This is a genomic window from Gordonia sp. Z-3 (assembly GCF_036233855.1).
In the GTDB taxonomy this organism is placed as follows: Bacteria; Actinomycetota; Actinomycetes; order Mycobacteriales; family Mycobacteriaceae; genus Gordonia; species Gordonia tangerina.
In genome coordinates this window covers 192,013-213,884 of the sequence record NZ_JAZARS010000003.1, presented here as the reverse complement: position 1 = coordinate 213,884, position 21,872 = coordinate 192,013, and the positions used below count along the sequence as shown (strand labels likewise).

The window sequence follows — 21,872 nt, the reverse complement described above, 5'->3', positions numbered from 1 at the left end:
TCGGACGGCTCAGGCGTTGACGCGACCGAGGTAGCTGCCGTCGCGCGAGTCGACCTTCAGCTTGTCGCCGGTGTTGATGAACAGGGGCACCTGGATCTCGGCACCGGTCTCCATGGTCGCGGGCTTGGTGCCGCCGGTGGAACGATCGCCCTGCAGGCCCGGATCGGTCTGCTGCACGAGCAGCTCGACGGTGACCGGCAGTTCCACGAACAGCGGGTTGCCCTCGTGCACGGACACCTGAACGGTCATGTTCTCGAGCAGGAAACGCGCGGAATCGCCCATCGTGGCCGGCGAGATCGAGATCTGCTCGAAATCCTGGGCGTCCATGAACACGAAGTCGGTGCCGTCGTTGTACAAGTAGGTCATGTCCCGGCGATCGACGGTCGCGGTCTCCACCTTCACGCCGGCGTTGAATGTCTTGTCGACGATCTTGCCCGACATCACGTTCTTGATCTTGGTGCGCACGAAAGCCGGCCCCTTGCCGGGCTTGACGTGCTGGAACTCCTGGATCTGCCAAAGCTGATCGTCCATGCGGAGTACGAGGCCGTTCTTGAAGTCGGCGGTGGTCGCCATGCGGTGTTCTTCCCTTGCAGTCGTCGATGAATGACCGTCAGATGACGGTGAACGTCTTGTCGGTGGCGGTCAGCAGTTCCGGTGCATCGTCGGTGACGACCAACGTGTCCTCGATCCTGACGCCACCTCGGCCGGGGAGGTAGACGCCGGGCTCCACGGTCACCGCCGCGCCGCATGGCAGTGTACCCGTCGCCAGCGCGCCGATTCCCGGCGCTTCGTGGATCTGCAGTCCGACGCCATGACCGAGCCCGTGCACGTAGTGCTCGGCGTGCCCCGCATCGGCGATCACCGACCGCGCCGCGGCATCGACATCGCGCAGGTCGGCGTCCGGCCGTAACGCCGCACGACCGGCGGCCTGTGCGCGTGCGACCAGGTCGTAGATCTCGCGTTGCCAGTCGGAGGCGCGTCCGAGCACGTAGGTGCGCGTCATGTCCGAGTGGTAGCCACCGACCACCGCGCCGAAGTCGATCTTGACGAAGTCGCCGTCGGCGAGCACGTCCTGGGTCGGTCGATGGTGCGGGACCGCCGAGTTCGGCCCGGCCGCGACGATGGTCTCGAACGCGATGTCATCGGCGCCGAGTGCGTACATCTCCCACTCGAGAGACCGGGCCACCTCGCGTTCGGTGGCACCCACGTGGATCACACCCCGTTCGATGATGGTCGCCAACGCCTTGTCGCCGATGGTGCAGGCCGCCCGCAGCAGCTCGATCTCGCCGGCGTCCTTGACGATGCGCAGTCGCTGCACCGCTCCGGTGTGCGCGACCAACTCCGGCACCACCCCGTTGTCGTCGTCGAGCGCGTCGACCAGGGCGTCGTGGGCCGCGACCGTGACCGCGTCGGCTTCGAACCCGACGGTGGCAGCGCCTGCGGCGCGTGCCCGGCGGGCGAGTTCGGTGAGACAGTCGCGGGCGATGATCGCCTCGAGATCACCGGACTGCTCGGCCACCTGGGTGCGGTAGCGGCCGTCGGTAGAGATCCGGTCGGCCTCGGGCGAGGCACCGATGAGCAGTGCGGCGTTGGAGCCGGTGAACCCGGTCAGGTAGCGGACATTGATCAGATCGCTGACCACGAACGCATCCACCGGACGGTCCGATCCGGCGAGTTGGTCGCGAAAGCGGTCGCGGCGGGCCCGATAGTCGCTGGTCATGGCTGTGGCGGACATCCCTTCACGCTACCGCGCGCCACTCGCGGTCCCGGTGGGACCGCCGCGCCCACGCCCGTTGGACGGGATGTGTTTTCGAACACGTTCCACATTGCGTACCCTGTCCGCTATGTCTTCGTGGTTGCCGCGCGGTCTGGTGATGACCGCCGTACACGTCATAGCCCGTGTGCTTCTCGGTGTGGCGGTGGTCAATGCACCGCTGCACACCACCGTGTGGAAGACCATCGCCATCGCAGCCGTGGTGCTCGTCGCGCTGGTGTGGGGCGGGTTCGACGGTGTCGCCGACGCGCGCGCCAACCCGGACCCCGACGACTACGCGGACCTGACCGTGCGGTGGCTGCAGGCGGGCCTGCTCGCCGGTGTCGCGTCGGGCGTGATCGGGTGGTTCCTCGGTCGGTTCGTGTTCGCCGGTATCGGCGAGGCCAGCCTGTTCATCGAGGTGATCGCCGGCGGGTCGTTCACCGCACTACTGGTGTTCGTACCGGCCTTCATGGGTGCGGCGGTCGGCCGCTGGCTCGTCCGTCGCGACCAGCGCAAGACCGCGGCCGACGACGACTGGTCGGTTCACCCGGATCGCGATCCGGAGCACGCGGCGAGCTGAGCCATCAGCACGCTCGGGGCCACCCCGCCCTGAGGAAACAAGGCGTCAGAGCAGGACGCCGCCGGATGCCGGGGCCTCACCGGCGATCGCAGAGTACGCCGCGGCGATGAGGCCCGGGTCGGGTCCTTCGAGCCGGCCCGGTTTGGCGAGACCGTCGAGGACGACGAAGCGCAACACCCCCGAACGGTTCTTCTTGTCTCCCGACATGGTCTCCAGCAGGTCCGGCAGCGCGTCCGGATCGTAGGTCGTCGGCAGACCCACCAGATCCAGCACCGACCGGTGACGGTCGGCGGTCTCGTCGTCGAGACGGCCGGCGAGCCGGGCGAGCTCGGCGGCGAACACCAGACCCACCGACACCGCGGCGCCGTGGCGCCAGCGATAACGCTCGCGACGCTCGATGGCATGACCCAGGGTGTGTCCGTAGTTGAGGATCTCGCGCAGCGACGACTCCTTCAGATCGGCAGAGACGACGTCGGCCTTCACCTGCACCGAGCGTCGGATCAGCTCGGGCAGTACCGGACCACTGGTGTCGACGGCGGCACCGGGGTCGGCCTCGATGAGGTCGAGGATCACCGGGTCGGCGATGAAGCCGGTCTTGATGACCTCGGCGAGGCCGGCGACCACCTCATTGTGCGGGACGGTCTCCAGGGTTGCGGTGTCGATCAACACCGCGTCGGGCTCGTGGAACGAACCCACCAGGTTCTTGCCGGCATCGGTGTTGATGCCGGTCTTACCGCCCACCGCCGCATCGACCATCGCCAGCAGAGTTGTCGGGATGTGGATCACGCCGATGCCGCGCATCCAGGTGGCCGCGACGAAACCGGCCAGATCGGTGGCCGCTCCCCCACCCAGGCTGATCACCTTGTCGTTGCGTTTGAGGCCGATCCGTCCGAAGACATCCCAGCAGAACGCCGCCACCGACAGGTCTTTGCCCGCTTCCGCGTCCGGGATCTCCACCCGGTGGGCGTCGAATCCTTTGTCCGCCAGGAAAGCCCGGACCTGTTCGGCGGTCTGGGCCAACGTGGGCTGATACAGGATCGCGATCCGGTCGGCTCCGGTGGCGGCGAGGCCGACGTCGTCGAGCAGGCCGCGGCCGATGATCACGTCATAGGGTGATCCGGCGTTGACGGTGATCGCCGTCGGTTCGGTCGTGTGGTCCCCACTCATGAAGTCACGGCCTTTCTCCCACTCTCTCGCCCGTCAGGGCGTGGGCCAGTCGGGTCAGGATGGCATCGGCCACCGTATCGGGCTCACCGGCGCCCGCGTCGACGACGAACACCGACGCACGTACATAGGTGTCGTCGCGCGCGGCGAGCAGCTCGGCGTAGCGCGCGTGCGGATCGTCTCCGGCGATCAGCGGCCGATCGCTGTCGGCGACCCGGGCGAAGCCCGCATCGGCATCGATGCGCAAATAGATCACCCGGTGACCTGCGAGCGCGGACTCGACCGCAGGGGTCATCACGGCCCCGCCGCCGAGGGCCACCACGCCGCGATGGGTGCGCAACACGTCGAGCACCACGTCGCGTTCGATCTCGCGGAAATGTTGGGGCCCGTCGGAGGTGAAGATGTCCGGGATGCTGCGGCCGGTGGTGCGAACGATCTCGGAGTCGGTGTCGACGAAATCGACTCCCAGCCGGTCGGCGAGGATACGACCCACCGTCGACTTACCGGCCCCCATGAATCCGATCAGGACGGCCGACGGCCCGCGGTCGGTGAACTCTCCGGTCATGAACGTGGGAACCGGGCGTCGACGCGTTTGCGGTAGGCGGCAACGTTGTCGGCGGTCTCGGCGACCGAGTCGCCACCGAACTTCTCCAGCGCCGCCTGGGCCAGGACGAGGGCGACCATCGCCTCGGCGACCACGCCGGCGGCGGGGACCGCGCACACATCGGAGCGCTGATGGATGGCGACCGCCTCGTCTCCGGTCGCCATGTCAACGGTGGCCAGCGCGCGCGGCACCGTCGAGATGGGCTTCATCGCGACCCGGACACGCAGGTCCTCGCCGTTGGTCATCCCGCCTTCGAGGCCACCGGCACGGTTCGTCGAGCGAAGCACACCGTCCGGTCCCGGCACCATCTCGTCGTGGGCCTGACTGCCGCGCCGCCGGGCGGTGGTGAACCCGTCGCCGACCTCGACCCCCTTGATCGCCTGGATGCCCATCAACGCACCGGCCAGTCGTGCATCCAGTCGCGTCTCGCCGCTTACATGCGAGCCCAGGCCGACCGGCACATCCGTGGCGACCACCTCGACCACACCACCGAGGGTGTCGCCGTCCTTCTTGGCCGCCTCGATCTCGGCGATCATCCGATCCGCGGATGCGGAATCGAAGGCACGTACCGGACTCTCGTCGATGGCGGTGAGGTCGCTGTGACGCGGCGCCGGACCGTCGTAGGGTTCACTGGCGCCGATCGAGATGACGTGCGAGAGCACCTCGATACCCAGGACCTGCCGCAGAAAGTTGCGAGCCACGGTCCCGGCGGCGACGCGGGCGGCGGTCTCGCGCGCGCTCGCCCGCTCCAACACGGGCCGAGCGTCGTCGAACCCGTACTTGAGCATCCCGGAGTAATCGGCATGGCCGGGGCGCGGCCTGGTCAGCGGCGCATTGCGCGCGCTGCCCTCCAGCTCGGCCGGATCCACCGGGTCGGCGGCCATCACCGTCTCCCATTTGGGCCACTCGGTGTTACCGATCTCGACGGCCACCGGGCCGCCCATGGTGCGGCCGTGTCGGAGTCCACCGACGATGGTGATCTTGTCCGCCTCGAATTTCATCCGGGCGCCACGGCCGTAACCGAGCCGGCGGCGGGCGAGTTGTTCGGCGATGTCGGTCGAGGTGACCTCGACACCGGCCACCATGCCTTCGATCAGGGCTACCAGGGCCGGGCCATGCGATTCTCCGGCAGTCATCCAGCGCAACACAGTGCTCAATTGTTCCATGCGACCATCGACCTGCGGTGCGCGCATCCCACCCGCACGAGTGCGGTGCCCTCAGCCGAGGCCCAGCCCGATGACGGCGGCGGCCACGAGCGCCGGAGCGTGCGGCCGCGGACCACCCGAGCGCACCCACAAATGATCGAGACCCCCGAGTGTCGCGGCGAGGAGCACCACCAGCAAGGCGAGGGTCGGATCGGCGGCCAGCCCGCCGATGACGAAGGCCAACTTGATGTCACCACCGCCGCCGTGACCCACGAGCGCCGCGATCAGATACGGGACCGCGGCGAGTGTCGCTGCGGCCGCCACCGTCGGATCCGTGGGGATGAGCGTGACGGGTATCACCAGACCCGGCCACATCAACGCCACCGGGATGCGCCCCGTGCGGCGGTCGCGCTCGGCGATGGTCGCCAACCAGCAGAGGACGAGAACGGTGGCCATCGACCCACCGTGCCCGCCACGCCGCGGCGGCGGCGTTGCCCGCGTCCGCCGCTTGTGGACCGGTCCCGGCCTGTGGATGGATTGGTCGACGAGTCACCGTCGACGCGTTACGGCGGCGGCTCAGATCGCGCCGAGCGCGGCGGCCATCGCCTCGCGCGGCGCCGGCATCTCCGTGAACTGCTCGACCTGGCTGTATGCCTGATTCAGCAACATCACCAACCCGCCGACGACGTGGCCACCCGCGGCGGATACCGCCTCGGCCAGCGGCGTCGGCCATGGGTCGTAGATGACGTCGACCAGCCGTGGAGCCCCGGCGAGCGCACCCGCCAGGGCGTCGGCGCCACTCGCGGGCACTGTCGAGATCACCACCCCGCTGATGCGCGCGCGCTCGGCGAGCACATGGTCGGCGTGGAAAGGCAACACCGACACCGTCAGGCCGAGTCGCTGCGCGAGATCGATGACCGGCTCGGCGCGTCCCGCGTCTCGGGCCACGACGGCCAGGTCGGTGAACCCGAGGTCGGCGAGCGCGGCGACCGTCGGCAACGCCGTGCCCCCGTTTCCGATCATCGTTGCGGTGGCGTTGACCTGCGCGTCGGCCCCCACTTCGGAGAGGGCGCCGGCCATTCCGTCGATGTCGGTGCAGTCGGCCCGCCAGCCCCGCTCGGTGCGCACCAACGTGTTCGCCGAGCCGACCAGCTCTGCACGAGCCGTGCATTCGTCGGCGAACGCCAACGCCGCCAGCTTGGCCGGCATGGTCACCGACAACCCGACGAACTCCGGCCCCAGCCCCGACACCAACTCCGGCAACGCTTCGGCGGTGCACTCGATGCGGTCATAGGTCCAATTGGTGAGCCCGAGCGCCCGGTAGGCGGCCAGGTGCAGGTCCGGGGAACGCGAGTGCCCGACCGGGGATCCGAGCACGGCGGCCCGGCGTGTGGTGGATGTCATCGTCGTCAACTGCACCCGGTGGTCAGCAACTGGTTCTCACAGGCCTGCTCACGATTGCGTTTGTGCTGTTCGAAGGTGTCGGCGAACAGCGTGGTGCCGTCCCGATCGATGGTCACGAAGTAGAGCCAGTTTCCGGGGGTCGGGTACTCCACGGCGGTCAGCGCACGCTCCCCGACCGCACCGATCGGCGTAGCCGGCAGGCCTTCGATGCGGTAGGTGTTCCACACGTTGTCGGCGCGGTAGGCCTCACCGTAGACGTCGATGTTGGTGACCTCGGCGGTGTAGTTGGCGGTGGAGTCCATCTCCAGCCGCTGACCTTTGTCCAGGCGGTTGAGGATCACCCGGGCGACCTTGGCATAGTCGTCGGGGTCGGTGACCTCCCGTTCGACGACCGACGCGGCGACCAGCGTCTGGTACGGGGTCAACCCCGAGTCGTGTGGTTCGAGCAGCCCCCACTGCTCGAATCGAGATGTGCTGGCCGTGATCAGATCGTGCAGGATCGACGTCGCCGAATCGTTGGGGTCGATGGTCTCCCAGGTGCCCGGCGCGATGAGGCCCTCGATCCGCCGATGATCTCCGTCCAGATTCTGCACCTCCGCACGCGCCCAGTCGGGCACGCCGAGCTGTTCGGGGGTGTCCTGCGCCGCTGCCTGTTCCAGCTCGGCGACGTCGGTACCGATGCGCTCCCCGTTCACGGTGACCGCTGTGGCGTTCTCGATCATCTGGAAGATGCCCGGAGTGATCTTGCCGTCGACCCCCTCCTTGTTGTCGAGCTGCAGCCCCTCGGGCACCACCATGCGCCCGACCCGGTGCGCGGTGTCGTCGGTCATCATCTCTACCGCCGTCGCTGCCGGGATCTGGGTGCGCAGCTTGTAGTACCCGCCGGACATCGGCTGTCCGTCGGCGGCGTTGATGAACGCCTGCACGCTACCGACCACATCGTTGTCCTCGAGGATCTGGCCGAAGTCCATCAGCGTCGAGTTCTCCGGGATGTCCACGATCACGTCGGCAGTGCCCGCGGCGTCGGTGTAGTCCTTGGTGTTCTCGAAGACCCCGAAGGCTCGCAGACCGACGAAACCGACACCGACGACCAGGATCAGCATGCAGGTGAGCACGATCGCCAACACGACACGCTTGCGGAGCCGACCCGCGGTGGCCGGCCGAGTACGTCCCGACTTCCCCGCGCCCGAACGGCGGGTCCGGCCGCCGTCACGGCGCCCGGGGTTCACCGATTCCGGATCGTCGCGGTCGTCCCAGAGGTCCAGGACACCCTCGGCGCTGTCACCGGCGTCCGCACGGTCCTCGTCGAGCACGTTGGGGGGCGCCGCAACGGGTCGCGGCGGAACCCGGTGGGGCACGGCGCGCCGCATGGGGTCGTCGAACTCGCCACCGCGAACCGGAATGGCTTCGCCGGGTTCGTGGAAATGATCGACGGGTTGACGTGGCGGTAGGCGGCGTGGCGCCACCCGTTCGGGTTGCGGTCGGCCCGGTCGCCCTGCGGGCGGCGGAGCCGGCCACCCGCCGGTAGCCGCCGACGGTGACGGCGGTGAGGACGGCGTCGGCCCGGTGGTTGGTGCGGGTGCGTCGTGGGCCTGCGGATCGATGCCGCGGGCTCCACCGGAACCCGTCGTCGCGGGCGGCTGCACCGCTGGTTGCGGCCCGGTCATCGTCGGGTCACCCGGCACGGCCCGGCGCCGCCGGTGGCGTGTGGAGGGCTTTCCGTCGGCGGGTTGGGTGAAGTACCGCAACCGCTCGAGATCGAGCTGTTCGGTGGGTTGGTCGGACAGATCGTGCCGCCTCGGTCGGTGGCGTTCGTCGGTCACCGAGCGATTCCTCCCCGGGTCGGGCATGATTCGGTCGCGGGACACGCACTCTTTGTGATCGCGAATTGCGTTGTGCCGTCTGGACGGACGCATGCAGAAGTCATCGTCGCGAGTCCAGCCACCCTTGCAGGATAGCGACCGCGGCCGCCTGATCAATCACGGCACGCGAGGACTTGGCGTTGCGTCCACTCGCTCGCAGGGCCTGGCTCGCGGTGACGGTGGTCAGTCGTTCATCGTGGTACTCGACCGTCACCGGCGCGATGCGCTCGGCGAGGAGGTCACCGAACTCCCGCGCCAGTCCGGCTGCGGTACCACTCTCGTTGCGCAGAGTCTTGGGTAACCCCACCACGACACCGACGGCATCGTATTCCTCGACCAGCGCGGCGATCCGCGTGAGATCCGAGTGACCACCGGGCGTACGCCGTACCGTCTCGACCGGGGTGGCGAGAATGCCGTCGGGGTCGCACACGGCGATCCCGATACGCACCGAACCGACGTCGACCCCCAGACGCCGTCCGCGAGTCCAGGTCATCGATCCCGCACGACGTCGCGGATCCGGCCCATGGCCGGTTCGACCCCGGCCGGGTCCGAGCCGGCTCCCTGCGCCAGGTCGGGTTTACCGCCGCCACGGCCCCCGACGAGGGGGGCGACCTCTTTCACCAGGTCACCTGCCTTGATGCCGTGGCTCCGGGCGGATTCCGTCGTCGCGACCACGAACGGCACCTTCGTGCCGTCGGCACTCGGTGCGAACAGCGCGATCACCGCGAGTCGATCGGCGACCTTGCCGCGCAGATCGGTCGCCAGACCCCGCAGACCGTTGGCGTCAAGCCCGCCGGGCACCAGTCCACCCACGAGCAGGGTGTCGCCCGACACGGTCGCCGCATCGATCAGACCGCCGGCGGCAGCGCGAGCCGAGTCCGCACGCAGCCGCTCGACCTCACGTTCGGCGTCCTTGAGGCGTGACACCAATTGCTCGACACGGTCGGGCACCTCGTCCGACGGCACCTTCAGCGAGGACGCCAGGCCGGCCATCAGGGCCCGTTCCTTGGACAGGTACCGGAACGAATCCATGCCCACGTAGGCCTCGACACGCCGGATCCCCGAACCCACCGACGACTCGCCGATCACGGTCACCGGACCGATCTGCGCCGACGACGCGACGTGTGTGCCGCCGCACAACTCCATCGAGAACGGCCCGCCGATCTCGACGACGCGTACGACGTCCCCGTAGTTCTCACCGAACAACGCGACTGCGCCCATCTGCTTGGCCTCGGTCAGCCCGGTCTCAAAGGTGTGCACCGGATAGTTGGCCTCCACGGCGGCGTTGCTGATCTCCTCGATCTCGCGACGCTGACTGTCCGACAACGGTTTGCCGGAGTGGAAGTCGAAGCGCAGATATCCCGGACGGTTGAGCGAGCCGGCCTGGGTGGCGGTGGGTCCGAGCACCTCACGCAGCGCGGCGTGCACCATGTGCGTGCCGGAGTGGCCCTGCGTCGCTCCGTGGCGCCAGGACTGGTCCACCGCGGCAATGACCTCATCCCCCTCGGCGATCTCACCTTCGTCGACGGTGACCTTGTGCAGCCAGACGGACTTGCCCGCCTTCTGCACGTCGGTGACGCGCAACCGGACACCGTCACCGGTGGTGATGGTGCCGACGTCGGCCATCTGGCCACCGGATTCGGCATAGAGCGGGCTGCGGTCGAGTACCACCACCAACTCCTGGCCCGGCGTTGCGCTCTGCACGCGGGCGCCATCGGCGACCAGGCCGAGGACGGTCGCCTCGGAGATGAGTTCGTCGAACCCGGTGAACAGGGTGGGCCCACGGTCGAGGAACTCGCGGTACACCGACAGGTCGGCATGGCCGGATTTGCGGGCCGTCGCATCGGCCTTGGCACGCTGCTTCTGCTCGGCCATGAGCTCGGTGAACCCCTCACGATCGACCGAGAGGCCGGCCTCGGCGGCCATCTCCAGGGTGAGGTCGATCGGGAATCCGTAGGTGTCGTGCAGGGTGAACGCGTCGTCACCGCTGATCGTCGAACGGTCGGCGGCCTTGGTGGCCGTTGCGGCGTCGGCGAACAACTTCGAGCCGGCGGCGAGGGTCTTGCTGAACGAGGCTTCCTCGGCGACGGCGACATCGACGATGTGCTCACGCTGCTCGGCGAGGTTCGGATAGGACGGCGACATGGTGTCGACGACCAGCGAGATGATGTCGCCCATCGTCGGCTGATCCGCCGCTGCCGGAGCCGTCCCGCTCGCTTCGCTCCCGGCGGTCAGCAGCCGCACCGACCGGACCACGCGCCGCAGCAATCGGCGCAGCACATAGCCACGTCCGTCGTTGCCGGGCAGGACCCCGTCGCCGATCAGCAGTGCGGCGGTGCGGGCGTGGTCGGCGATCACCCGGAATTTCACGTCGTCGTCGTGGTTGCCGGCCCCGTAGGCGCGACCGGTCAGCCGGGACGCCAGGTCGATGATCGGCTTGAGCAGGTCGGTCTCGTAGACATTGTCGACACCCTGCAGGATGCAGGCGACCCGCTCGATGCCCAGACCGGTGTCGATGTTCTTCTTGGGCAGCGGACCCAGGATCTCGTAGTTGTCCTTGCCGCCGCCCGGGCCGCGGACGTTTTGCATGAAGACGAGATTCCAGATCTCGATGTAGCGGTCCTCGTCGGCCTCGGGCCCGCCCTCGACACCGTAGGCGGGTCCGCGGTCGTAGAAGATCTCCGAGCACGGGCCGCACGGGCCGGGCACGCCCATCGACCAGTAGTTGTCCTTGAGCCCCCGACGCTGGATGCGCTCGGCGGGTACCCCGATCTCGTCGCGCCAGATGGACTCGGCCTCGTCGTCGTCGAGGTAGACGGTGGGCCACAGCTTCTCCGGGTCGATCCCGTAGCCGCCCTCGTCGACACTGTTGGTCAGCAGCGACCAGGCGAACCCGATCGCCTCGCGCTTGAAGTAGTCACCGAACGAGAAGTTGCCCGCCATCTGGAAGAAGGTGTTGTGCCGGGTGGTGATGCCGACCTCCTCGATGTCGAGGGTGCGCACACACTTCTGGACGCTGGTCGCACGGTCGAACGGCGGGGTCTGCTCGCCCAGGAAGTACGGCTTGAACGGGACCATGCCGGCATTGACGAACAGCAGGTTCGGATCGTCGAGGACCAGCGAGGCGCTGGGCACCTCGGTGTGGCCCGCCTTGATGAAGTGATCCAGGAAGCGCTGCCTGATGTCATGCGTCTGCACTGAGTTCGTCCTTGAAGTGGTGGTCGGTCACGCCGTCGACGTCCCGCTGCCCCGGTGATCTCGTGTCCGGGCTGGTCGACACACCAGCCTACCGTCGGCGTGCCCGGCTGGTGACACCCCGCACGATCGAACGCAACTTGCCCAGTCGCGGGCCGATCTCTCGCTCATTGCCGTGATCGGTCGGCTGGTAGTAGTCGACGCCGACGAGATCGTCGGGGGGATACTGCTGCGCGAGCACTCCATCGGGGTCGTCGTGAGGGTAGCGATAGCCGATCCCGCTGCCCAGACCCTGTGCCCCCGCATAGTGGCTGTCCCGCAGATGCGCCGGCACCGCACCCGACTTGCCTGCTTCGACGTCGGCGATCGCGGCACCGATCGCCGATACCACTCCAGCGGACTTGGGCGCGGTCGCCAGGTGGATGGTCGCCTGGGTCAGTGCCAGGCGGGCCTCCGGCATGCCCACCAGGGCGACCACCTGCGCTGCGGCGACGGCGGTCTGCAGTGCCATCGGATCGGCCATACCGATGTCTTCGCTGGCATGGATCATCAGCCGCCGCGCGATGAATCGCGGGTCCTCCCCCGCGACGATCATCCGGGCGAGATAATGCAGCGCGGCGTCGACATCGGAACCGCGGATCGATTTGATGAACGCGCTGGTGACGTCGTAGTGCTGGTCGCCGTCGCGATCGTAGCGGACCGCAGCGCGGTCGATCGCGGCCTCCACGTCGGCGATGTCGATCACGGGCGCAGCGGACGCCCCGGATTCGAACGTCGATTCGTCGTCGGTCGGGTCGGCATCAGTCGGGTCGGCATCAGTCGGGTCGTCGTCGGGGTCGCGTGCACGGTCGTCGCCCCGCAGTGCCGCATCCGCACTGGCCTCCAGTGCGGTCAGCGCTCTGCGCGCGTCACCGCCGGCCACCGCGACCAGATGATCGAGCGCGGCGTCGGTGACCTCGACACCGGCGTCGAGTCCCCGGGGGTCGGTGATGGCCCGGGTGAGCACCTCGCGGATGTCGGCGTCGGTCAAGGACCGCAGCTGCAACACGAGTGACCTCGACAGCAACGGCGCGACCACCGAGAAGGACGGATTCTCGGTGGTGGCGGCGACGAGCAGCACGATGCGGTTCTCCACTGCATCGAGCAGCGCATCCTGCTGTGTCTTGGAGAACCGATGGACCTCGTCGATGAACAACACCGTCTGCTGACCGTCGACCAACCGCCGTCGTGCCACGTCGATGACGGCTCGGACCTCTTTGACCCCGGCCGACAACGCCGACAGGGCCTCGAACCGGCCACCGGTGGCGCGCGAGATCAACGCGGCCATGGTGGTCTTGCCGGTACCCGGCGGTCCGTAGAGCATCACCGACGCCGCACCGGAACCGTTGATCAGGCGACGCAGCGGGGAGCCGGCGCCCAGCAGATGCTGCTGACCGACGATCTCGTCGAGCGACTGTGGCCGCATCCGCACCGCCAGCGGCGCAGACGGCGACGGCGTGCTCGTCAGCGCACCGCCGGTCACCGCACCACCACCGGGCGCGGCGATCGGGCCGGGCGGAGGGTCGAAGAGCCCATCCATACCGGGTCAGGTGAGCCAGGTGCGCTGCAAGGCCGCCCCTAGTTGCGCGGCGAACTCGGCGATCGTCGGATCACCACCGCGCACCGCAGCGGCGGACAGGTCGGTCCACCGGGCCACGACGACTCGCGGATCGTTGGTGTGCAACGCCCAGTCGTGGGTGTAGCCGGCCGGACTGATCGCGAAGCCGGCCTGATTCAACTGATCGATCTCCGCAGCCGTGGAGGCGTCCTTGGCCGGCAACATCCACGTCGTCGACAGCCAGGTCCACAGCAGTCGTGCGGTGAGGATCTTGCGGGCGCAGTCGGCGTCGCGGCCCAGCGACGGCCAGATGGCGTGGACCTCGGATCGCCACGCGTCCACGAGCGCGATCTCCAGATCCGCCCGGTGCCCGGCGTTGACCGGTGACAGTTGCGCGCCGCAGGTGACCAGGGCGTAGGCGATGTCGAGGGTCGCGTCCCGGAATCCACCCCATTCGTAGTCCATGAACTGGACGCCGTCATCGTTGAGCAGGATGTTCTCCGGGCCGACGTCCGACGGGCTGAAAGCGCGGTGATCGCCGTCGACGAACAGGGTGCACGCCGCGGCGAGGCGGTCCCGGATGTCGTCGGGAAGGTCCACTCCCAGCCGTGACAACTGTGCGGGCGCGTCGGCGATCGCGCGACCGGCCGATTCGGCCAGGATGTCGACATCCTCGGAACCCGCCGCGTCGCGACGCAGGATGGCGAGGAAGTCGATCTCCCCGCCGACCGTCGCGGCATGCATCCGGCCGAGCGCCTGCCCCCACGCGCTGACCGCATGGGAGGCGTCGGCAGCGTCGGTGCCTGCCAGCAGTGAGTTCATCGAGCGCCCGTGTCCCAGGTCGGTGAGCACCAACACCCGGGTCTCCGAATCAGAGGCGATCAGCTGTGGTCCCGGCCGGGACTCACTCGGCAACGCATTGGCGTACTTGTAGGACGCGAGCTCGCGGTGGAATGCGCGCGGATCCTCGTCGGCGGGGAGCACCTTGATGACCAGCGTGCGGTCCATCGACAAGGGGTTGGCCAGCACCCGCGCCCGGACCACGACCGTACGGCCGCTGCCGCCGAGGTCTTCTGGGTCGGCGAGGGTGACGGGGGCGCCGGCCCGGTGCGACAGCACCGCCTCGGCTGCACGCACCACACTGGTGATGCGACTCTCAGTTATTACCGTCATGTCGTCAACCAACCTACCCAATCCGCGATCGCGGTGTCGTCGTCTTCATCCATCTGCAACCCGGTTGCCGCACGCAACCCCTCCACAAACGCCAGATCTTGTCTCGCACAACAAGGGTCGCGCCGTTAAGACTCCACGTCAGCACATGTCGTACGTTCGGACCACCATCGTCGCGAGCCCGTGACCAGCGCGGGATCAGTCGGTGACGCCGATCGATGTCTCCGGCACCTCATCGGGTGCGCTCTCGATGGGACTCACGTCCACCGACACGTCGATCCGGCTCTTCTTCGACTCGGTGTAGATCACACCCCGTAGCGGCGGTACGTCATCGTAGTCGCGCCCCCACGCGACGGTGACGTGCCGCTCGTCCACGAGTTTGTCGTTGGTGGGATCGAAGGCCACCCAGTGGTCACCGGGCAACCACACGGCCGCCCACGCGTGGCTGGCATCGGCGCCGAAAATGCGTTCGCGACCCGGTGGCGGGTCGGTCGCGAGGTAGCCGGATTCGTAGCGTGCAGCGAGCCCGACCGAACGCAGGCATGCGATCGCGACCCGCGCGAAGTCCTGGCAGACGCCCATCCGCCGCTGCATCACGGTGTCGACCCGGGTGCTGATGGCCGTCGATCCCGACTTGTAGTCGAAGTCACGGTAGATGCGTCCGGTGAGGTCGGTGACCGCCTCGATCATCGGCCGACCGGGAGTGAACACGTCGCCCGCGTACTCGCGGACCGCAGCGGTGATCTCCGGCGGGTACAGATCGAGGACGTACTCGGTGGCGGCCGCCCCGGCCACCCCGGCAGCAGCCGGGCGCGCCAGCTCCCACGGTCCGAGCGCAGCCGCCGACAACAGCACGGTGGCGTCGGGTGGGTCGACCTCGACGACGGATGTGGCGGTCACCGTCAGCTCGTCGTGGTTGCTGCGCACATGGAAGTACGAGTCGCTGTTGCCGTACACGTCCACCCCGGTGGACCAGTCGTCGGGTTCCGGATCGATCCTCACCTCGGCGTCCAGCACTCGCTGACCGGGCAGGTCGCGCGGTGTGAGGTAGCACCGCCCGTACGACGACGACACGACGTCGTCGTAGGTGTAGCGGGTTCGGTGCATCACCCGATACCGGCGGGTGGCACCGGGTTCGACGGCCCGGCCCTGCTCGGGACTGCTCATCACAGCGCACCTCCCCCGCCCCAGATGGGCTGCGCCTCGCGCGGCGGTGCGAATCGGGTCCGGTTGAGCACGTCGGACAGCTCGCGCACCCCGGCACCGATGGCGGTCATCAACTCCTCGAGGTCGGTCCGTTGGCCTGCGGTGTCGACGGTGGCCAGATCGTCCGGGTCCGAGCGGCGCAATTCGGCGATGAGATCCTCGATGATGCGTTCGGCGGCCGCGGATCGCAGCGCATCCGGCAGGGCGCCGAGGTTCTCCTGGAGCCGGTTGAACTGGAAGACCATCGCCCGTGGGTTGGTCTCGTCGAAGAAGAGCAGCTCGGCGACGGCGTCGAGTTGGTAGAGGCCGCGGTTACGGCGCCGGTAGATGACCGACGACTCGTTGGCGACCAGGAATGACTCCAGCAGCGTCTGTTCGACCTCCCGGTCGTGATGTTCGACGAAGAGGGCGCGGGTCAACTCGGCCAGGTTGACCGCTCGTTCGATACGTCGGCCGATGTCCAGATACCGCCACCCGGCGTCGTGCACCATCGAGTCGGCCTGCAGACCGGCCAGGGCCAGCACACCGTGGAGCACCTCGTCGTGGGTGTGACCCAGTTCGGAACCGAGGTCGAGCCCCGCATCGGTGCCGCCGGTCTCGCGGGCCGCGCGGACCTGGGCAGCGAGCTGCTCGATGGCGCGTTCGACCGGCGCCAGCACCATCCACGTGCTCGTCGACATCTGGTCGCGCACCGCGCGGGCGGTCGACACCAACCGCTCTGCCGAGTGCGCGATCGTTCCCGGCACGACCCGCGCCACGGTGAGATCGGTCAGTTTCGCGATCGCGTCGACGACCCGCTGCGGGCTCGGCGTGCCGTCCTCGGCCTCGGCGGTGAGCTCGGCGGTCCGCAGGTAGGCGGCAGTTCCGGTCACGGTGGCGGCGGCATGCAGCACCAGCGGCACGGCCGCGGTGCCGCTCATCCAGGGCCGGTATTGCACCTCCTGGTAGCGCTCGCGGGCCACTTTCGCCAGCCGGGTGGTGGCCTCGGTGCGCTCACCGTAGCGACCGAACCAGAACAGGTCGGCCAGCACGCGTGGGCTGGCCGCTGCTGCGACGTCGGAGTATTCGAGTGCGCGGGCATGCCGCACCGCGCCCCGCGACACCGCTTCGTCGACCGCCCCGGTCGCCGTGGTGGTCGAACGCCGCGACACGTGACCGCCGATGTCCGAGCTGGTGACCCAGACGTCCTTGGCGGCGATCGTACGTTGTGCAGCTCCCGCGGGTCCATCGGTCAACACGGCACCGAGACCACCGGGCATCACCGCGTAGGTGGGGCCCTGCGCGACGCTGAAGGCTCGGATGCCGACCGGCGCGGGCCGTACCGAACCGGCACCCGGCGCGTCGTTTCGGCCGGGTGTCATGCTCGGCGCCACCGAATAGGAACGCAGCTCCCGTCCCACCCACTGCCAGGACTCGGCCTCGACGCGGGCGGCCAGTTCGGCGCGTGCCGCGGCGTCGACCAGCGGCGCCACGACCTCTTCGCCGGTGCGGAAGTTGGTCAGCACGAGGTGGTCGAGGTCGGCACGGATCTTTCCGCGCTGCACGTCATCGCCGGCCCAGTAGGTGGGCACCGACGGTAAGGCGAGCTCCTCGTCGACGAGAACCGGGGCCAGCTTGTCCAGGACCGTGTGGATGGCGGGATTCTCGACCACCCCGCTGCCGAGAGTGTTGACCACGGTCACCGTGCCCCGCGACACGGCCTCCACCAGGCCCGCGACACCCAGGCGTGAGTCGGTGCGAAGGTCCAGCGGGTCGGCGTACTCCGCGTCGATCCGCCGCAGCAGCACGTCGACGCGTTTGAACTTGCCGAGCGAGCGCATGTAGACCACCCCGTCTCGCACGGTGAGGTCGCTGCCCTCGACGAGGGGGAAGCCCAGAACCGCAGCCAGATATGCCTGGTCATAGGCTGTCTCGGACATGCTGCCCGGACTCAGCACCGCCACGGTGGGGTCATCGACGCCGGGTGGCGCGTAGTCGAACAGGGCCAGCCGGACGGTGCCGGCGAAGTTGGTGACCGGACGAGGTGCACACGTCTGGAACAGCTGTGGGAAGGTACGCGACAGCAGCCGACGGTCGATCATCGCGAAGCCGATGCCCGACGGCGCCTGAGTGCGGTCGGCGAAGACCTCGAAACGGCCGTCGGGGGCGCGTCCCAGATCCAGCGCGTGCAGGAACAGCGCGTGCGGACCGGGCAGTTCGAGGCGTACCGCCTTGCGGATGTAGCCGGGGTGGCCGAACACCATCTCGGGTGGGACCAGCCCCGAGCGGATGGTCTTCTGGTCGCGGTACAGGTCGCGCAGCAACAGGTCGAGCACTGTCGATCGCTGGATGATCGCCTTTTCCAGATCGGACCAGTCGACCCCGTCGACCACCAGTGGCACCGGGTCGACCTGCCAGTCGCGCGCCACCGTGACGCCACCGACGACCTGGTTGTAGACCACACCCTCGTCGCCGATCGCGGTGGCGAGCCGACCGGCCGCGGACCGCAGTCGCGCGTCTCCGCGCAGCCCGTATCCGGCCACCAGATCTGTCCACGCCGCTCGCACTCGGCCGTCGGTGTCCAGCATCTCGTCGTACGGAGTCGTCGCACTCGGTGATGCGGTGGGCGCGGCGAGTCGTGCCACGTCGAACAGGGCGGAACCGTCTGGACGGTACCGGTCGAACACCGCGGGCAGGCCGACGCCGGCAGGGTGGTCCGACGAAACAGTCACCGGAGAACTGTACGTGCCCGACGCAGATCCAGAATTGCCGGGACCCCGGTGTCGGTGGCGATGCGCGCCTGCCGCTCCCGCAGGAGCCCGACGTCGACGGAACCGCTCGTGTGGCCGGATGCCTCGAAGCGGCCGTTGCGTCGTGATTCGGCTTCCACGGCGTTGACCGGCGGACGGTCGTAGGCCCGCCCGCCGGGGTGCACCACGTGGTAGGTGGCGCCACCGACGGATCGTTCGGAGACGGTGTCGACCAGATCGAAGGTCAGCGGGGTGTCGACGGTGATCGTGGGATGCAGCGAGCTCGGCGGCTGCCAGGCGCGGAAGCGGATACCGCCCACCTGCTCGCCGGTGCGTCCGGTGGGCCGCAGCGGTATCGGGTAACCGTTGCACGTGAGCAGGAACCGGTCGTCGTCGCCGCCGAGCACCCGTACCTGCACCCGCTCGATCGACGAGTCGACGTAGCGGGCGGTGCCGCTACCGGTGGACTCCTCGCCGAGGGTGTTCCACGGCTCGATCGCGCCGCGCAGTTCAACCTCGTGGTCGCGGATCTGCACAGTCCCCAACCGAGGGAAGCGGAACTCGGTGAACGGATCGAGCCATGCGGTGTCGAATGCGTAGCCGGCCTCGCGCAGTTCCTCGGCGACCGCGGCGATGTCGGCGATGACGTAGTGCGGGAGGAGGTGTTTGCCGTGCAGGTCGGCGCCGTGTCGGATCAGTCGGCCGCGGTAGGGCTGTTCCCAGAACCAGGACACCAGCGAGCGCACCAGCAGCGACTGCACCATCGCCATCTGATGATGCGGCGGCATCTCGAAGGCCCGCAACTCCAGCAGCCCCAGACGTCCGCGGGGCGAGTCGGGACTGTAGAGCTTGTCGATGCAGAACTCCGCACGGTGGGTGTTGCCCGTGATGTCGGTGAGCAGATGTCGCAGCGCGCGATCGGTCACCCACGGGTTGGGGGGCGCGTCGACGCCTTCGCCGGCGGCTGCCTTCACCGCGAGTCGGTCGATTTCGGCGAACGCGATCTCGAGTTCGTACAGCGACGACTCCCGCCCCTCGTCGACGCGGGGCGCCTGTGAGGTGGTACCGACGAACCGCCCGGAGAACAGGTACGACAGCGACGGGTGCCGCTGCCAGAACGTCAGCATCGACACCAACAGATCCGGTCGGCGCAGCATCGGGGAATCGGCGGGCGTGGGCCCGCCCAGCGTGATGTGATTGCCTCCGCCGGTGCCGCCGTGACTGCCGTCCAGGTCGAAGGTCTCGGTCCCGAGGCGGGCCCGTCGCGCGTGGTCGTATAGCGATTCCAGCAGTTCGGACTGTTCTCCGAAGCTGTTGGTGGGTTGGATGTTGACCTCGATGACTCCCGGATCCGGGGTCACGGTAAGCGTGGTGAGACGACCATCGGCGGGCGGGCCGTACCCCTCGACCACCACGGGGGTGTCGATGGCAGCGGCGGCTTGCTCCACCATCTCGACGATGGCCAGGAACTCCTCCAGCGTGGCGGTCGGCGGCAGGAAGACGTGCAGCACTCCCCCACGCATCTCGGCGACCACGGCGCTACGTGGCACGAAGGCAGCGGGGTCCATCTCGCGGACCGTCACGCCCAACGCTTCGGCGGGATCGTCGGGCAGCGGGTCGGGGCGGGCCGACGGGTCGGATTCGAACAGGGTCGGCGCGGGCCCCCAAGACAACGAGTTCAGGGGCAACCGCAGGCCTGCCGGGGAGGTGCCCGGGGTGAGCACCAACCGTCCGCGGCGAGTGGTCCAGCGGGCACTGTGCCATGCGGTCTCGTCTTCGGAGCGGCTCAACGGCAGCACATAGGCCGTCGGCGCATTCACCGCTTCATCCAGTTTGGCCAGCAGCGCCCGCCGCGCCGGCGTGGTGTCGGCCGGTGGTTCGAGGTCCTCGCCGGAGTCGGCGGCCTCGACCGCCGCCTCCGCGAGCTTGGAGGTGACGACGGTGCGCAGCGTGGGATCGGCGCCAGGGTCGCCGGGCGGGAGGGCGGCGAGTTCCCGCATCCGCACCAGCGGGTCCTCGAATGCGGGCATCACCTGCGACAACGGAAGTCCGAGCAGGCCGGCAAAAGCGGTCAGCAGTTTCTGCGCGGTCTCCGAGGTACCGCGCGTGCCGGGTGCCGGGCCGCTGGTCTCGACTTCGATGGAGGCCTGCGCCGCGGCGCGATTGCGCCACGGATCGGCCAGCAACTCGGGACGACGCCAGATGGGGTGGCCGTCGGTGCGCCACAGTAACGCGATCTGCCAGCGCGGCAGCGGTTCACCGGGGTACCACTTGCCCTGGCTGCGCTGCACCAGCCCGGTCGGCGCGTAGGCATCCTTGAGGCGCCCGGCCAGGTCGGAGGCCAGCGCCCGCTTGTGCGGGCCGTCGGCGGCGGTGTTCCATTCGGGGTCGGTCTGATTGTCGATGGAGACGAACGTCGGCTCACCCCCCATGGTGAGCCGGACATCGTTGTCCGCCATCTTCTGGTCGAGGTCGGCGCCGAGTTCCTGCACGCGTTTCCACTGCGACGCGGTGTAGGGCAGCGTGACGCGGGGATCCTCGTGGAATCGGGTGACCGTGTTGGAGAAGTCGAGGGTGGCGTGACACGGACCGGTCGCACCGGTGATCGGTGCCGCACCGCCCGGGTTCGGGGTGGCGGCGAGCGGGATGTGGCCTTCGCCGGCGAACAGGCCCGAGGTGGGATCCATACCCACCCAGCCGGCGCCGGGCAGGTAGACCTCGGTCCAGGCGTGCAGGTCGGTGAAGTCGGCGTCGGGGCCCGACGGACCGTCCAGCGACTTGATGTCGGAGGTCAGCTGCACCAGGTAGCCGGAGACGAAGCGCGCCGCAAGCCCCAGTTCCCGCAGGATCGCGACGAGCAGCCACGCCGAATCACGGCAGGATCCGATCCCACTGGCCAGGGTGTGCTCGGGCGTCTGGACACCGGCCTCGAGCCGGACGGTGTAGCCGACGGCCTGCTGGACGGCCTGGTTCAGCGCGACCAGGAAGTCGATGATCCGGATCTCGGCGGTGGGTTTGTGTCGCGCGGCGAATTCGGCGACCGACGGATGCACCGGCGCACCCACGAACTCCCCCTCGCTGACGCCGACGGGCCGCAAGAAGATCTCCAGATCGTGGCGCAACTCGTCGGGGTAGTCGAAACCGTAATTCTCGGCCCAGTCCTCGATGAAGAAGTCGAACGGGTTGATCGCGGTGAGGTCGGCGATCAGACTCACCGAGATCGACAGCACCGACGAGGGTTCCGGGAACACCAACCGGGCCTGATAGTTGCTGAAGGCATCCTGCTGCCAGTTCAGGAAGTGCTGTGCCGGTTCGACATTGAGCGAGTACGCCTCGATCGGCGTGCGCGAGTGCGGCGCAGGTCGCAGCCGCACCACATGCGGAAAGATCTTGACCGGGCGATCGAATGCGTAACTCGTGCGGTGCTCGAGGGCCACCTTGATCGTCATGGTCAGAAATC

Annotated in this window: 16 protein-coding genes; 1 reads left to right on the top strand and 15 read right to left on the bottom strand. The window is 68.6% G+C overall.

The features are described 5' to 3' along the window. Positions 1 to 9: 9 nt before the first annotated feature. Together efp and VX037_RS04620 are read right to left on the bottom strand one after the other, a co-directional pair. Entirely contained in the window at positions 10 to 573 is a 564-nt protein-coding gene (gene efp, locus VX037_RS04625) for an elongation factor P (RefSeq protein ID WP_235722081.1), read from the bottom strand. Between the two features lie 37 nt (positions 574 to 610). Beyond that, positions 611 to 1,735 carry a M24 family metallopeptidase gene (locus tag VX037_RS04620; RefSeq protein ID WP_328713385.1) on the bottom strand — a complete coding sequence of 375 codons (1,125 nt, stop codon included), beginning with the start codon at positions 1,733 to 1,735 and terminating at the stop codon, positions 611 to 613. Between the two features lie 109 nt (positions 1,736 to 1,844). On the opposite strand from VX037_RS04620, the gene VX037_RS04615 reads away from it, so the two are divergent. Further along, on the top strand, positions 1,845 to 2,336 hold the full coding sequence (locus tag VX037_RS04615; protein WP_235722083.1) for a B-4DMT family transporter: 492 nt from the start codon (positions 1,845 to 1,847) through the stop codon (positions 2,334 to 2,336). A gap of 45 nt (positions 2,337 to 2,381) precedes the next feature. Here the strand turns inward: VX037_RS04615 and aroB are convergent, their stop codons facing one another. The 13 genes from aroB to VX037_RS04550 all read right to left on the bottom strand — a co-directional run bounded on the left by aroB (position 2,382) and on the right by VX037_RS04550 (position 21,861). After that, positions 2,382 to 3,503, bottom strand: coding sequence for a 3-dehydroquinate synthase (gene aroB / locus VX037_RS04610; protein ID WP_266062167.1), 1,122 nt, complete (start codon positions 3,501 to 3,503; stop codon positions 2,382 to 2,384). Positions 3,504 to 3,507: 4 nt separating this feature from the next. Then, positions 3,508 to 4,065, bottom strand: coding sequence for a shikimate kinase (locus VX037_RS04605; RefSeq protein WP_235722085.1), 558 nt, complete (start codon positions 4,063 to 4,065; stop codon positions 3,508 to 3,510). Continuing rightward, positions 4,062 to 5,270, bottom strand: a complete 1,209-nt coding sequence (aroC, locus tag VX037_RS04600; RefSeq protein WP_287015985.1) for a chorismate synthase — start codon at positions 5,268 to 5,270, stop codon at positions 4,062 to 4,064. The genes VX037_RS04605 and aroC overlap by 4 nt, the downstream gene beginning before the upstream one ends. A gap of 51 nt (positions 5,271 to 5,321) precedes the next feature. Beyond that, on the bottom strand, positions 5,322 to 5,705 hold the full coding sequence (locus tag VX037_RS04595) for a prepilin peptidase (RefSeq protein ID WP_328713383.1): 384 nt from the start codon (positions 5,703 to 5,705) through the stop codon (positions 5,322 to 5,324). Positions 5,706 to 5,825: 120 nt separating this feature from the next. Then, entirely contained in the window at positions 5,826 to 6,653 is an 828-nt protein-coding gene (locus VX037_RS04590; protein WP_235722088.1) for a shikimate dehydrogenase, read from the bottom strand. 5 nt (positions 6,654 to 6,658) lie between these two features. After that, the gene (locus VX037_RS04585; protein WP_328713381.1) at positions 6,659 to 8,476 is read right to left on the bottom strand and encodes an endolytic transglycosylase MltG; all 1,818 of its coding nucleotides are present in this window, start codon (positions 8,474 to 8,476) and stop codon (positions 6,659 to 6,661) included. 100 nt (positions 8,477 to 8,576) lie between these two features. Further along, positions 8,577 to 9,008, bottom strand: coding sequence for a Holliday junction resolvase RuvX (ruvX, locus tag VX037_RS04580; RefSeq protein WP_328713380.1), 432 nt, complete (start codon positions 9,006 to 9,008; stop codon positions 8,577 to 8,579). Beyond that, positions 9,005 to 11,713, bottom strand: a complete 2,709-nt coding sequence (gene alaS / locus VX037_RS04575; RefSeq protein WP_235722091.1) for an alanine--tRNA ligase — start codon at positions 11,711 to 11,713, stop codon at positions 9,005 to 9,007. The genes ruvX and alaS overlap by 4 nt, the downstream gene beginning before the upstream one ends. Positions 11,714 to 11,801: 88 nt before the next feature. Then, entirely contained in the window at positions 11,802 to 13,289 is a 1,488-nt protein-coding gene (locus VX037_RS04570) for a replication-associated recombination protein A (protein WP_328713378.1), read from the bottom strand. A 6-nt stretch (positions 13,290 to 13,295) separates the two neighbouring features. Beyond that, on the bottom strand, positions 13,296 to 14,480 hold the full coding sequence (locus VX037_RS04565) for a phosphotransferase (RefSeq protein WP_328713376.1): 1,185 nt from the start codon (positions 14,478 to 14,480) through the stop codon (positions 13,296 to 13,298). Between the two features lie 195 nt (positions 14,481 to 14,675). After that, positions 14,676 to 15,644, bottom strand: coding sequence for a transglutaminase family protein (locus tag VX037_RS04560; protein WP_287015979.1), 969 nt, complete (start codon positions 15,642 to 15,644; stop codon positions 14,676 to 14,678). Beyond that, positions 15,644 to 18,349, bottom strand: a complete 2,706-nt coding sequence (locus VX037_RS04555) for a circularly permuted type 2 ATP-grasp protein (RefSeq protein WP_328713463.1) — start codon at positions 18,347 to 18,349, stop codon at positions 15,644 to 15,646. The genes VX037_RS04560 and VX037_RS04555 overlap by 1 nt, the downstream gene beginning before the upstream one ends. Positions 18,350 to 18,390: 41 nt before the next feature. Further along, positions 18,391 to 21,861 (bottom strand): transglutaminase family protein, encoded by a 3,471-nt coding sequence (locus tag VX037_RS04550; protein ID WP_328713374.1) that lies wholly within the window; start codon positions 21,859 to 21,861, stop codon positions 18,391 to 18,393. Between the last annotated feature and the right edge of the window lie 11 nt (positions 21,862 to 21,872).